The organism is Rhodosalinus sp. FB01 (genome assembly GCF_041365715.1).
Classification (GTDB): Bacteria; Pseudomonadota; Alphaproteobacteria; order Rhodobacterales; family Rhodobacteraceae; genus Rhodosalinus.
Genome location: NZ_JBGFSH010000004.1, coordinates 281,400 through 294,063 on the forward strand (window position 1 = coordinate 281,400; position 12,664 = coordinate 294,063).

Annotated in this window: 14 protein-coding genes; 7 read left to right on the top strand and 7 right to left on the bottom strand. The window is 69.4% G+C overall.

Translation table 11 applies throughout. The features are described from left to right. Positions 1 to 7: 7 nt before the first annotated feature. The 5 genes from AB6A65_RS08390 to AB6A65_RS08410 all read right to left on the bottom strand — a co-directional run bounded on the left by AB6A65_RS08390 (position 8) and on the right by AB6A65_RS08410 (position 5,069). Entirely contained in the window at positions 8 to 517 is a 510-nt protein-coding gene (locus tag AB6A65_RS08390; protein ID WP_371037918.1) for a CarD family transcriptional regulator, read from the bottom strand. 286 nt (positions 518 to 803) lie between these two features. Further along, positions 804 to 1,142, bottom strand: a complete 339-nt coding sequence (gene fdxA / locus AB6A65_RS08395) for a ferredoxin FdxA (RefSeq protein WP_371037919.1) — start codon at positions 1,140 to 1,142, stop codon at positions 804 to 806. Between the two features lie 57 nt (positions 1,143 to 1,199). Then, positions 1,200 to 1,589 carry an RNA-binding S4 domain-containing protein gene (locus tag AB6A65_RS08400; protein WP_371037920.1) on the bottom strand — a complete coding sequence of 130 codons (390 nt, stop codon included), beginning with the start codon at positions 1,587 to 1,589 and terminating at the stop codon, positions 1,200 to 1,202. 4 nt (positions 1,590 to 1,593) lie between these two features. After that, the gene (locus AB6A65_RS08405; protein WP_371037921.1) at positions 1,594 to 4,479 is read right to left on the bottom strand and encodes a helicase-related protein; all 2,886 of its coding nucleotides are present in this window, start codon (positions 4,477 to 4,479) and stop codon (positions 1,594 to 1,596) included. A 29-nt stretch (positions 4,480 to 4,508) separates the two neighbouring features. Further along, positions 4,509 to 5,069, bottom strand: coding sequence for a tetratricopeptide repeat protein (locus AB6A65_RS08410; RefSeq protein ID WP_371037922.1), 561 nt, complete (start codon positions 5,067 to 5,069; stop codon positions 4,509 to 4,511). Positions 5,070 to 5,135: 66 nt separating this feature from the next. Here AB6A65_RS08410 and AB6A65_RS08415 point away from each other — a divergent pair, with 66 nt between their 5' ends. From AB6A65_RS08415 to AB6A65_RS08440, 6 genes are all read left to right on the top strand, one after another. Further along, positions 5,136 to 5,423: an SCP2 sterol-binding domain-containing protein gene (locus AB6A65_RS08415; RefSeq protein WP_371037923.1), complete on the top strand. Its 288-nt coding sequence runs from the start codon at positions 5,136 to 5,138 to the stop codon at positions 5,421 to 5,423. Continuing rightward, positions 5,423 to 6,373 (top strand): alpha/beta fold hydrolase, encoded by a 951-nt coding sequence (locus AB6A65_RS08420; protein WP_371037924.1) that lies wholly within the window; start codon positions 5,423 to 5,425, stop codon positions 6,371 to 6,373. The genes AB6A65_RS08415 and AB6A65_RS08420 overlap by 1 nt, the downstream gene beginning before the upstream one ends. A 37-nt stretch (positions 6,374 to 6,410) precedes the next feature. Then, positions 6,411 to 7,427, top strand: a complete 1,017-nt coding sequence (locus AB6A65_RS08425) for a ligase-associated DNA damage response exonuclease (RefSeq protein ID WP_371037925.1) — start codon at positions 6,411 to 6,413, stop codon at positions 7,425 to 7,427. A gap of 145 nt (positions 7,428 to 7,572) precedes the next feature. Continuing rightward, the gene (locus AB6A65_RS08430; RefSeq protein ID WP_371037926.1) at positions 7,573 to 9,180 is read left to right on the top strand and encodes an ATP-dependent DNA ligase; all 1,608 of its coding nucleotides are present in this window, start codon (positions 7,573 to 7,575) and stop codon (positions 9,178 to 9,180) included. A gap of 67 nt (positions 9,181 to 9,247) precedes the next feature. Continuing rightward, a complete protein-coding gene (locus AB6A65_RS08435; protein ID WP_371037927.1) occupies positions 9,248 to 9,406 on the top strand; it encodes a hypothetical protein in 159 nt (52 codons plus the stop codon). Between the two features lie 108 nt (positions 9,407 to 9,514). Next, the gene (locus tag AB6A65_RS08440) at positions 9,515 to 11,341 is read left to right on the top strand and encodes a M3 family oligoendopeptidase (RefSeq protein WP_371037928.1); all 1,827 of its coding nucleotides are present in this window, start codon (positions 9,515 to 9,517) and stop codon (positions 11,339 to 11,341) included. A gap of 42 nt (positions 11,342 to 11,383) precedes the next feature. Here the strand turns inward: AB6A65_RS08440 and AB6A65_RS08445 are convergent, their stop codons facing one another. After that, entirely contained in the window at positions 11,384 to 11,626 is a 243-nt protein-coding gene (locus tag AB6A65_RS08445) for a CDGSH iron-sulfur domain-containing protein (RefSeq protein WP_371037929.1), read from the bottom strand. Between the two features lie 93 nt (positions 11,627 to 11,719). Beyond that, the gene (locus tag AB6A65_RS08450) at positions 11,720 to 12,025 is read right to left on the bottom strand and encodes a DUF4389 domain-containing protein (protein WP_371037930.1); all 306 of its coding nucleotides are present in this window, start codon (positions 12,023 to 12,025) and stop codon (positions 11,720 to 11,722) included. A gap of 117 nt (positions 12,026 to 12,142) precedes the next feature. Between AB6A65_RS08450 and AB6A65_RS08455 the strand changes: the two genes are divergently transcribed. Next, on the top strand, positions 12,143 to 12,661 hold the full coding sequence (locus tag AB6A65_RS08455; RefSeq protein WP_371037931.1) for a glutathione peroxidase: 519 nt from the start codon (positions 12,143 to 12,145) through the stop codon (positions 12,659 to 12,661). The last annotated feature ends 3 nt before the right edge of the window (positions 12,662 to 12,664 follow it).

The following is a 12,664-nucleotide window of genomic DNA, read 5'->3' on the forward strand; positions in this document are numbered from 1 at the left end:
GGCCTGCTCAGGCCGCGCGCGAAAGCAGCACCTCGTCCACCTGGCGCGCGGCGGCCACCTCGTCGCCGCCCGCAACGGCGGCCACTTCGCGGGTCAGGCGTTCCAGCGCCGCCTCGTAGAGCTGGCGCTCGGAATAGCTTTGTTCACGCTGATCGTCGGCGCGGTGAAGGTCCCGCACGACCTCGGCGATGGCGATAAGGTCGCCCGAATTGATCTTCTGCTCGTATTCCTGTGCGCGGCGCGACCACATGGCCCGCTTCACCCGCGCCTTGCCTTTCAGCGTGGACATTGCCTTGGACACGACATCCGGCGTCGACAGCGACCGCATCCCGATCTCGGTGGCCTTGTTCGTCGGCACACGCAGGGTCATCTTGTCCTTCTCGAACGAGATCACGAAAAGCTCGAGCTTTAGGCCGGCGATTTCCTGTTCCTCGATCGAAAGGATCTGCCCGACTCCATGCGCGGGATACACGACGTAATCGTTGGGACGGAATTCGATTTTCTTGGTCTTGCTCATGCGGTCCTTCCTCGCGCGCCGCCCGGGCAACGAGCGACAAAAAACGGTCGGAAATATGGGTATATTCCCGAGCCCGAAGCGTCATATGCGCTGCCGTGACCTACTGAAAACCCTTGCGGGGCGCAGGCCGGGCAACTCAATGTGACAGAAATATAGCACCTTTGGGCGCAGAATTCCAGCGCGTGCATGTGCAGCATCGAATAAGCAGCGCCACGTCAAATGCTTAACGTGGAAACTTCGTGTCCCATAGGCGGCCGCCACGCGACTGCAGGGGCGAATCGGCCGGTCAGCCGCCCTCGCCGGCGGCTTCCGTGAAATACTTGTCGAGCTTGCCCTCCTCGCCGTCGCGCGCGTCGGCTTCGGGCAGCGGGTCCTTCTTGGTGATGATCACTGGCCAGAGGTCGGAATACTTGCGATTGAACTCGACCCATTTGTCCATGTCCGGCTCGGTGTCGGGGCGGATCGCATCGGCGGGGCACTCGGGTTCGCAGACGCCGCAGTCGATGCACTCGTCGGGGTGGATCACCAGCATCGTCTCGCCCTCGTAGAAACAGTCCACCGGGCAGACTTCCACGCAGTCGGTGTACTTGCAGGCGATGCAGTTGTCGGTGACGACATAGGTCATGGGGCGGTTCCGGCTTTGTCTCTTCCGGCTTCCAGCTAATCCAGCCGGGGGGGACATTCAAGCGCCGGGGCCGCGCGTCCGGTCGAAGGCGCGGCGTGCCCGCTTGGTGGGGCGCCCGCCCGGCTCTGGACGCGGGGCGGCGGCGGCCCCTGGCGCGTCCTCGGCGTCAGGCCCGACCGGGTCGAGATCGTCGTAATGCGTCTGCGCCTCGGCGGCGGGCCCGCGCCGCTCGGGCAGGGCCGCGACGCGCACCACGCGGATGCGCCGGCCCTGCGCAAAGGTCAGCACGTCGCCCGCGCCCACGCCGGTGGCGGGCTTGGTCACCCGGGCGCCGTTCACCCGGCAATGCCCGGCGGAAATCTCCCGCGCCGACAGGCTGCGCGTCTTGAAAAAACGCGCCTGCCAGAGCCACTTGTCGAGGCGCTGGGTCGGCCGCGGCCCGTTCACGCCGTCAGTCCCGTGTCTTGAGGCCCATGAGCGCGGCCGCGAACGGGTTGTCCGGATCGATCCGGTCCGACTTGCGGGGCCCGGAGCTGAAGGTTTTCTCGCCCTCCTCGCGGCGCGGCTTGCCCTTCGCCTTGGGCTTGCCCTTGCCCTTCGGCTTGCCGCGGCCCTCGGCGCCCGCGCCACGGCCGCGCTGATTGCCCGCCCGCGCGCCCCGTCCGATCCAGGTGAAAGTGTAGAAGACCTCGGTCTCGGCGCCTTCGGGCGTTGAGGCGTCGGGCGCTGCCGCATCGTCGGGCGGAGCCGTGTCGACGGTATCGGGCACGGCCTCGCCGGTGGCCCCGGGCACCTTCTCTTCGCTGGTCGCGGCGGCCGGCGCATCCGGGGCGGGCGCCGCGTCGTGCCCTGTCGCCGGTGGCGTCTCTGCCTCGGTCCCCTCGGGGGTCCCGGCCTCGCGCGCAGACGCAGCCTCGGTCCCGGCGGCGTCCGGCGCGCCCGCCGGCGCCGCGGCCGGTTTCGCCTTGGGCCGTTCGCCGCGCTCGGCACGGTAGCCGAGCCCCTGCATCAGGTCCGCGAACTGCTCGAGCGTCATGCCGGTGATGGACAGCATCTCGGGCTTGGCCTCGAAGCCCGCGCGGCCATCTTCGGCGCGCAGGAGATCTGCGAGGCGCTCCAGCATGTCGAGTCGGATCGCCCGCTCGCCCGCGTTGCGATAGCCCGCCATGGCATCATAGCCGCGCGGCGCGCTTCGGTCCACGGGCACGGTGACAAGGCCCGGCGGCGGTGCCTCGGGAAAGGTGTCGAGACCCTGCGCGAGGCTCCACAGCATCAGGCGAAGCCGCGTGGGCGCGGGCTTCAGCAGCGCCGGCATGAACACGGTGAACTGGCCGAACCGCACGCCGTGCTTGCGCAGCGCGCCGCGGGCAGCCTGGTCGAGGTCCTTGACCTCGGCGGCGACCTGCCCGCGCGGCAGGATGCCGAGCCCTTCGACAAGGCGGAACGCGAAGCCGCGGGCGAGGCCCGTCAACGCCTCGTCGCGGCTCATGGCGAGGAGCGGCTCGAAGAGCGTGGCGATCTTGCGATCGACGAAATGCTGCAGGCGGCGCTCGACCTTCTGGACGACTTCCGCACCCGCCTCCTCGTCGACGAAAGCCTTGACCCGGGGCTTGAGCGGCTCATCGCCCGCGACCAGCTTGCCCACCGCCTGGTCGCCCCACATCAGGCCGCCCTGCTCGGTGTAGTCGATCTCGGTGTCGGGCGCGTTGTAGAACCGGTCGGCGCGCAGGTGGAAATGCGGCGCAAGCGCCTGCAGACCCGCGGATTTCAGCGTCTTGGCCTCCTGTCCGGCCGCCGCCTGGTCCTGACGGAACCGGAACCCCTCCAGCCGACCGACGAACTCGCCTTCGACGGTCACCTCGCCCTTCTCGTTCACCTCGGCCAACAGGGCCTCCTTCTGCTTGAGCCGGCGCATCAGCACCGAGGTGCGCCGATCCACGAAACGCTGCGTCAGCCGCGCGTGCAGCGCATCCGACAGGCGGTCTTCTACCGCGCGGGTGGCCTCGCGCCAATGGGTTTCGTCCGCCACCCAGCCGGCGCGTTGCGCCACATACGTCCAGGTCCTGATGAAGGCCAGCCGACGCGAGAGCGTGTCGATGTCGCCTTCGGTCCGGTCGATGCGCGCCACGTGGCGAGCGAGCCATTCGTCCGGAACGCGCCCGCGCTCGTGCAGGTGGCCGTAGATCGCCTCGAGAAGGCTCGCGTGCTCGGCGTGGCTGATGCCGCGGAAATCGGGAATCCGGCAGACATCCCACAGAAGCCGCACCGACGGCCCGTCCGAGGCGCGGGCGCGCACCTCCGCCTGCGCGGAGAGCGCGCGGAGCGCGCGAAGATCGTCCGCCTCCCGCGCGCGGGCCAGGATCTCGCTCTCCGGCGGGGCCTCGAGCGACGCGATGAGCGCCTCGACGGATCCGAAGGACAGCGCCGCGTTGCGCCATTGCAGCCGGCGCAACGGGGTGAAGCGGTGCTCGGTTATGGCAAGCGCGACCTCGTCGGGCAGCGGCGGCGCCTCCCCGGTGACGCCGAATGTGCCGTTGGCCATGCCGCGCCCGGCGCGGCCGGCGATCTGCGCCAATTCGTTGGGCGCCAGAGGCCGCACCCGCCGCCCGTCGAATTTCGACACCCCGGAGAAGGCCACATGGTCGATGTCGAGGTTGAGCCCCATGCCGATGGCGTCGGTGGCGACGAGGTAATCCACGTCGCCGTTCTGATAGAGTTCCACCTGCGCGTTCCGCGTCCGGGGGCTGAGCGCGCCCATCACCACCGCGGCGCCGCCCTTCTGGCGGCGGATCAGCTCTGCGATGGCGTAGACGTTCTCGACCGAGAAGCCCACGATGGCGCTGCGCGGCTTCATCCGGCTGATCTTGCGCGAGCCGGTGTAGGTGAGTTCGCTCATGCGTTCGCGGCGCACGAACTCCACCCCCGGCACCAGCGCGGCGATGGGCGCGCGCATCGTGTCCGAGCCCAGAAAGATCGTCTCGTGCTGGCCGCGCATCCGCAGCAGTCGGTCGGTGAAGACGTGCCCGCGCTCGGGATCGGCGCAAAGCTGGATCTCGTCCACGGCGACGAAATCGGCGCCCATGCCCTCGGGCATCGCCTCGACGGTGCAGACCCAGTACTGCGTGCGCGGGGGCACGATCCGCTCTTCGCCGGTCACCAGCGCCACCACGGACGGGCCGCGCACGGCGACGATCCGGTCATAGACCTCTCGTGCCAGAAGCCGGAGCGGCAGCCCGATCACCCCCGTCCGGTAGCCCAGCATCCGCTCGATCGCGTAGTGGGTCTTGCCCGTGTTGGTGGGGCCCAGAACCGCGAGGGTCCTGCCTTGCCGTGTCATTCGCTACTCCCCGCGGCCGGGCGCGGCGGCTAGAGTTCCGCGCCGAGAACCTCGCGCTCGAGCCGTTCCATCGCCGGCCCCACTTGGGGATGATGCGGGTGAATGGCAAGCACTTCCTCGTAGGCGCGCCAGGCCAGGCGCGGCTCCTCGAGCTGTTCCATGATGACGCCGAGGCCGTAGAGCGCGCCGAAGTGGTCCGGGTTGAGCGCGAGCGCGCGGCGCAGATCGCCAAGGGCGAGGCCGTATTCCTGCTGCCGGAAGAACGCCATCGCGCGCACGGCCCATCCTTCCGCGAAATCGGGCGCGTGATCCGTCAGCGCGGTCAGATGCTCGACCGCGACCACGTAATCCTCGTTCTCGAGCGCGTCGCGGCCGCGGCGCAGGAGAAGATCCATCGCTGCCGAGCCCGACTTCGACCAGAGGTTGCGGATCTCGCCGGCGACCTGTTCGGCCTGCTGCGGAGAGGCAGAGCGGAGTTCGCCAAGCATCTCGTCCGCCGCGCCGTCCTCGGACCACGCCGGCGGCGCGAAGGAGAGGGCTGCGGCGAATGCCGCGACGAGATGTTTGATCGGGAAGGCGCTTGTGACCATAAATCCTAGAATAGCTGTTACCCGCGCCGAATCCAGAGGCGCGTGGCGTTTCGAAGGAGCGATGTGATGAGCGACATGATCAACGAGGCCGTGAACGCCCTGAACCAGAAGCTTTCGGGCGGATTTGACGGGATTGCAAAATTCGTCATCGAGGGCGAGGGCGCGATCATGCTCGACGCCGGGGGGGTGCGTGCGGCCGACGAGGAGGCCGACGTGACGCTCACCGCCTCGGCCGACACGTTCCAGCAGATCCTGCAAGGCGAGATGGACCCGACCTCGGCCTTCATGTCGGGCAAGCTGAGCGTGGACGGCGACATGGGCATGGCGATGAAGCTCGGCTCCGCGCTGGGCTGATGGAAGATGCGCCCTTCTTCGACGACCTGGTGAACGGCTGGCCCGCGGCGCGGGCCGTCTGGGTGCACGCCGAGGACGGGGCGCGGCTTCGAATGGGACTTTGGCAACCCGACGATGCCGCGCGCGGCACGGTGCTCGTGTTTCCCGGCCGCACCGAGTACATCGAGAAATACGCGCATGTGGCCGCGCGGCTTCTGGACCGCGGCCTCGCCGTCCTGGCGGTCGACTGGCGCGGCCAGGGCCTTTCGGAGCGGCTTCTGGGAGAGCCGCTTACCGGCCATGTCGGGCGTTTCTCGGACTACCAGCGCGACGTGGCCGCGATGCTGGCCGTCGCGCGTGCCGAGGCCCTTCCGGCGCCCATCTTCCTGCTGGCGCATTCCATGGGCGGCTGCATCGGCCTGCGCGCGCTGATGGACGGGCTAGACGTGGCGGGCGCGGCCTTCACCGGGCCGATGTGGGGGATCCGGATCTCTGCGCTGATGCGGCCCGCCGCCTGGGCGATCAGCTGGAGCGGCGCGCGCCTCGGCCTCGGCCATGTCGTGGCGCCGGGAACCGGCCCGCAATCCTACATCGCGACGGCCCCCTTCGAGGGCAACACGCTCACCACCGATGCCGGGATGTGGGCGACGATGCAGTCCCACCTGCACGCGCGGCCCGAGCTGCAACTGGGTGGACCCAGCCTTCACTGGCTGCACGAGGCGCTGGCGGAGTGCCGCGCGCTCGCCCGCCGGCCCGCGCCGGACCTGCCCGCCATCGCCTGGCTCGGCAGCCGGGAGCGGATCGTCGACCAGGCGCGCGTCCATGACCGGATGCGGGGCTGGCCCTCGGGCCGGCTCGAACTGCTCGAGAGCGCGGAGCACGAGGTGCTGATGGAGCGCGCCGAGATCCGCGACCGCATCCTTCGGGCGACGGCGTCCTTCTTCCTCGAACAGGCGGGCGAACCTGCCTAAGCTGGCCACGCGGCAAGCCGGCCCTATACTGGCGCGCATGACACGGCCCCCGGTTCTCGATTTCACCGACCGCGGCATTCGCTGCCCGGCGGGCGACTTTCACATAGACCCTTGGCGGCCGGTGGATCGCGCCGTCATCACCCACGCCCACGCGGACCACGCGCGGCCGGGGCACCGCCGCTACCTCTGCACGGACGGCACCGCGCCGGTCCTGCGCCACCGGCTCGGCGACGTGGCGCTCGAAACGATGCGCTATGGCGAGGAACGACGGATCGGCGATGCGGTCGTCTCCTTCCACCCGGCCGGCCACGTGCCGGGCTCGGCCCAGCTCCGGGTGGAGGTCGCCGGCGAGGTCTGGGTCGGCTCGGGGGACTACAAGATTGCGGCGGACGGGCTGTCGGAGCCGTTCGAGCCGCTCCGCGCCCATGCCTTCGTGTCCGAGTGCACCTTCGGGCTGCCGGTCTTCCGCTGGGCGCCGCAGGACGAGGTCGCCGGCGCGCTGAACCGCTGGTGGGCGGGCGCGGCGCGCGACGGGCGCACCGCCATGCTCGGCGCCTACGCGCTGGGCAAGGCGCAGCGGCTGCTGTCGATGCTCGACACCGGCATCGGCCCGATCCTCACTCACGGCGCGGTCGAGGGCGTCACGGACGTGCTGCGACAAGCCGGCCTGCCCCTGCCCGAGACGCGGCAGGTGACGCCGGAGCTCGACCCGAAGGATTTCCCGGGGGCGCTCGTCCTCGCGCCGCCCGCCGCGCTTGGCAGCACCTGGGCCCGACGTTTCGGCCCGGCGTCCACCGCCGTGGCCAGCGGATGGATGGGCCTGCGCGGCGTGCGGCGGCGCCGGGGCGTCGACCGCGGCTTCGTGCTCTCGGATCACGCGGACTGGGAGGGGCTGCTGTGGGCAATCCGGGGGACGGGTGCCGAAAAGATATTCGTGACGCACGGTTACACCGAAATATTCTCACGCTGGCTGAGCGCGGAGGGATTCGATGCCCGCATCGTGCCCACGCAGTTCAACGGCGAGGCCGAAGACGAGGCCGAGGTGGCGCCATGATCCGTGTCCGGTCAACGACTTGCGGCTTGATCCTCGCATACCGGGGCCCCGGCCGCCGCCCGCCTGTGGACATGGCTGTGGAAAACCGGAGGTCTGTCGCGTTTCCGGGCCGTTCGGCTTTCAACCTCCGGCACGTGCAGGTCTCGTGAAGGACTTCGCCCGCCTCATCGCCCGGGTCGACGAGACCACGCGCACATCGGCCAAGGTGGACGCGCTGTCGGACTATTTCGCGACCGCGCCAGACGCGGACCGGCTCTGGACCGTGGCGCTTTTCTCGGGCCGGCGGCCGCGGCGCGCGATCACGACGACACAGCTGCGCGAATGGGCGGCGGAGCGCGCGGGCCTGCCGCTCTGGATCGTCGAGGAAAGCTACGGGATCGTGGGCGATCTGGCCGAGACCATCGCGCTCATCCTGCCGCCGCCCGCGCACCCGCGCGACCGCGGGCTGGCCGAGTGGATCGCAACGCTCAGGGCGCTTGCCGACCGGCCGCTTCCGGACCGGCGCGCCGCGATTCTCGACGCCTGGGACGCGCTGGAGCCCGCGGAACGCTTCCTCTTCAACAAGCTTCTGACCGGGGGCTGGCGCATCGGGGTGAGCCAGAAGCTGATGACGCGCGCGCTTGCCCGCGCGCTCGGCCGGGACGAGGCCGAGATGGCGCATCGGCTGATGGGCGCCTGGGATCCCGCGACCACGAGCTGGCAGGAGCTCGTGCACTCCGAGGCGGGCGCGGCGGATCTTTCGCGTCCCTACCCGTTCTACCTCGCCCACCAGCTCGACGCGGGGCCGGAAACGCTGGGCGATCCGTCCGGCTGGCGGACGGAGTGGAAATGGGACGGGATCCGCGGCCAGCTTATCCTGCGCGACGGCCAGCATTTCGTCTGGTCCCGCGGCGAGGAGCTGATGACGGATCGCTTTCCCGAACTCGCCCGCGCGCGCGACTTCCTGCCGCCCGGCACGGTGATCGACGGCGAGCTGCTGGCCTGGCGCGACGGGCCGCTGTCCTTCAACGCGCTGCAAAAGCGACTCGGGCGCAAGACCGTGCCGAAGAAGCTTCTGTCCGAGGCGCCGGTCGCGCTCGCGGCCTACGACCTGCTGGAAGAGGGTGGCGAGGACATTCGTGCCCGTCCCTTCGACGAGCGGCGCGCGCGGCTCGAACGCCTGCTCGCCGATCTTCCGCCGGAGGCGCCGCTGGTTCTTCCGCCGCTTCTGGACTTCGACGACTGGGCCGCGCTCGCGGATGCACGCGCGCAGGCGCGGGCGCGGGCCGCCGAGGGGGTGATGCTGAAGCGCGGCGAAAGCCCCTACCTCGCGGGCCGCAAGCGCGGCGACTGGTGGAAATGGAAGCTCGACCCGCTGACCGTGGACGCGGTGATGATCTACGCGCAGGCCGGGCACGGGCGGCGCGCCAATCTCTTCACCGATTTCACCTTCGCGGTCTGGTCGGGCAACGCCCTTGTCCCCTTCACCAAGGCCTACTCCGGCCTGACCGACGCGGAATTCGCCGAGATCACGCGCTGGGTGCGGCGCAACACGCTGGAGCGCTACGGCCCCGTGCGGCAGGTGCGCCCCGAGCAGGTGTTCGAGATCGCCTTCGAGGGCATCCACGAAAGCCCCCGCCACAAGTCGGGCCTCGCGCTGCGCTTCCCGCGCATGGCGCGCTGGCGCCGCGACAAGCCCACCGCCGAGGCCAACACGCTCGACGATCTAAAAAAGATGCTCGCCGCTTACGGACAGACGGACGCGCAGGGCTGATTTTCCCGGCGCGCGCGGATAGACTGGGCGGCACATCGGCCGAGGCCGGAAAACACGGGGTTTACCCATGCAGGATTCGCTCTGGATCGCGATCGTAACCGCCGCGATCGTCTTCGGGCTCATGATCATCATACCCATCGCCTCGTTTCTGCTGAAGGCGGCGGTCGTGGCGCTGATCGCGGGCGCGGCGGTCTACGTACTGATGCGTCTGTTCGGCCGGCCCTGAGCGCGCCGCCTTCCCTTGGGGCACCCGCGGCACCTCGGCGCGCGGCCTTGATCCGCCCCGCCGCGCCAGCCTATCTCTCGCAGGCATCCAATTTCGCAGGAGATCCCCATGCGCCACGCCCCCCGCCCCGTCTTCGACGCCAGCGCCGGTTCCGCTTCCGGCCCCGAGGGCCTTGGCGATCTGCCGGAATGGGACCTCACGGACCTTTATGCCGCGCCCGACGCGGCCGAGATCGCACGCGACCTCGACTGGCTGGAGGCCGAGGGCCGCACCTTCGCGGCGGATTATGAGGGCCGGCTCGGCGAACTCGACGCGGCGGGCTTTCTGGACTGCGTGCGCCGCAACGAGCGGATCGAGACGGTGGCGGGACGCATCATGTCCTATGCGGGGCTGCGCTACTACCAGCAGACCACCGACGCGGGACGGGCGAAGTTCCTCTCCGACATGCAGGAGAAGATCACCAACTTCACCACGCCGCTGGTCTTCTTCACGCTCGAGCTCAACCGGCTGGAGGACGACCACCTCGAGCGGCTGCTCGGCGAGAACGCGGAGCTTGCCCGCTATCGCCCCGTGTTCGAGCGCATCCGCGCGATGAAGCCCTACCAGCTTTCGGACGAGCTGGAGAAGTTCCTGCACGACCTGGGCGTCGTGGGCGACGCGTGGGAGCGCCTTTTCGACGAGACGATGGCGGGGCTCAGCTTCGAGGTGGAGGGTGAGGCGCTCGGGCTCGAATCGACGCTCACCCTGCTCACGGATCACGATCGGTCGACGCGCGAGGCCGCGGCGCGGGCGCTCGCCGAAGTGTTCTCCGAGAACATCCGCACCTTCGCCCGCGTGCACAACACGCAGACCAAGGAGAAGGAGGTGATGGACCGCTGGCGCGGCATGCCCACGCCGCAGACCGCGCGCCACCTGGCCAACGACGTCGAACCCGAGGTGGTCGAGGCGCTGCGCGACGCGGTCGTGGCCGCCTATCCGCGCCTCAGCCACCGCTACTACGAGCTCAAGCGCCGCTGGCTCGGCCTCGACACGCTGGAAGTCTGGGACCGCAACGCCCCGCTTCCGATGGAGGAGACGCGCACCATCGGCTGGGACGAGGCGCGCGAGACGGTGCGCGCGGCCTACGCGGAATTCGACCCGCGGATGGCCGAGCTCGCCGAGCCGTTCTTCACCAGCGGCTGGATCGACGCGGGCGTGAAGCCCGGCAAGGCGCCGGGCGCCTTCGCGCACCCGACGGTGACCGAGGTGCACCCCTACGTGATGCTGAACTACCTCGGCAAGCCGCGCGACGTGATGACGCTCGCCCACGAGCTCGGCCACGGCGTGCACCAGCGCCTCGCCGCCGGGCAGGGCGAACTCCTGTCGCGCACCCCGCTCACGCTGGCGGAGACGGCGTCGGTCTTCGGCGAGATGCTGACCTTCCGGCGGCTTCTGGAGAACGCGAAGACGCAGAACGAGCGCAAGGTGCTGCTGGCCGGCAAGGTCGAGGACATGATCAACACGGTCGTGCGCCAGATCGCCTTCTACGATTTCGAGTGCAAGCTGCACGACGCCCGGCGTGGCGGCGAGCTCACCCCGGACGACATCAACGCGATCTGGATGAGCGTGCAGGGCGAGAGCCTCGGCCCCGCCTTCACCTTCATGGAGGGCTACGAGACCTTCTGGGCCTACATCCCGCATTTCGTGCACTCGCCCTTCTACGTCTACGCCTATGCCTTCGGCGACGGGCTGGTGAACGCGCTTTACGCCGCCTACGAGGAGGGCGATCCCGACTTCCAGGAGAAGTACTTCGAGATGCTGAAGGCGGGCGGGTCGATGCACCACAAGGAGCTTCTGGCGCCTTTCGGGCTCGACGCCTCCGACCCGGCCTTCTGGGACAAGGGACTTTCCATGATCGCCGGGCTCATCGACGAGCTCGAGGCGATGGAGGGCTAGGATATCTGACGCGCGCCGCGCCGGACGGGCGCGCCGCGCGGATCAGAGCCCTGCGTGCGTGCCGTCGCAAAGCGGCCCGCGCGCCGTCTGCTTGCAACCGCAGAAAAAGACGCGGCCGTCGCTCTCGGCGGTGTATTTCACGGGCTCGATGTCGGTGCCCTTGTGGCTTCCGTCGCAAAACGGCTGACGCGACGAGCGCCCGCAGGCGCACCAGAAATAGCTTTTGCCAGCCGATACCTCGGCCGGGAACGGGGCTTTCTGCGGGATGTCGGGGGCGTCGGACATCGGATCCTCCTCTGTCTGCACGGGCCACGAACGTGGCGCCGCGCGCGGCGCGGTCAAGGCAGCGCCGTCCGCGGTCGTCCCGTTCCCCGCCGGTCAGTCAAGCTCCGTCCAGGGCCAGGGCTTGACCTCGGAGGCGCCGGTCTGGAAGCGCGCGGCCTTCGCGATCCATATCCCGAGATCGGTGCCGAACTCCGCCAGCCGCGCGTTGGGATCGCCCCTGTTCACCAGCATCAGCACGGCCTGGATCACCGTGGCCACGGTCAGCACGGTCTGCGCCAGACTCAGCATGATCCAGATGAGCACCACGTGCAGCAGCCGCAGCGGCATGGACTCCCTGGGCGCGTGGGGCTGCGCGCCATGCAGGCGCCCGTTCAGCTTCTCTTCATCGTTGCGCGGCATGGGTCCCTCCGGAATGGCAGATCAAGCATACCGCGCCGGCCCGGTTCGGGCCAAGCCCGGCGACGCTTGACTTGGGGATGACGCAGCTATCTTTCCGATCAGCCACGGGAGGCCCGCATGAAACAGCTGCTCGCCATTATCCTCGCCGTCTTCGCCAACGCTGCCGCGGCCGAGGACTTCGTCTTCGACAGCATCGACGGCGGCCAGATCCGGCTTTCGGACTATGCCGGCAAGCCGGTGCTCGTCGTCAACACGGCCTCGATGTGCGGCTTCACCCCGCAATACGAGGGCTTGCAGGCGCTTTACGACCGCTACCGCGACGCCGGCCTCGTGGTGCTTGCCGTGCCGTCGAACGACTTCAACCAGGAACTCGCCTCCGACGACGAGGTGAAGGAGTTCTGCGAGATCACGTTCGGCATCGACATGCCGATGACGACCATCACGCCCGTGCGGGGCAGCGGGGCACACCCGTTCTACGCCTGGCTGAAGGAGACCGCGACGTTCGAGCCGTCGTGGAACTTCAACAAGGTGCTTCTGGATGGTGAGGGCCGCGTGGTGGAAACGTTCGGCGCCACCGCCCGGCCGATGTCGGGCCGGATCACCGAGCCGGTGGAGGCCCTGCTGGCGGGCAGTTGAGCC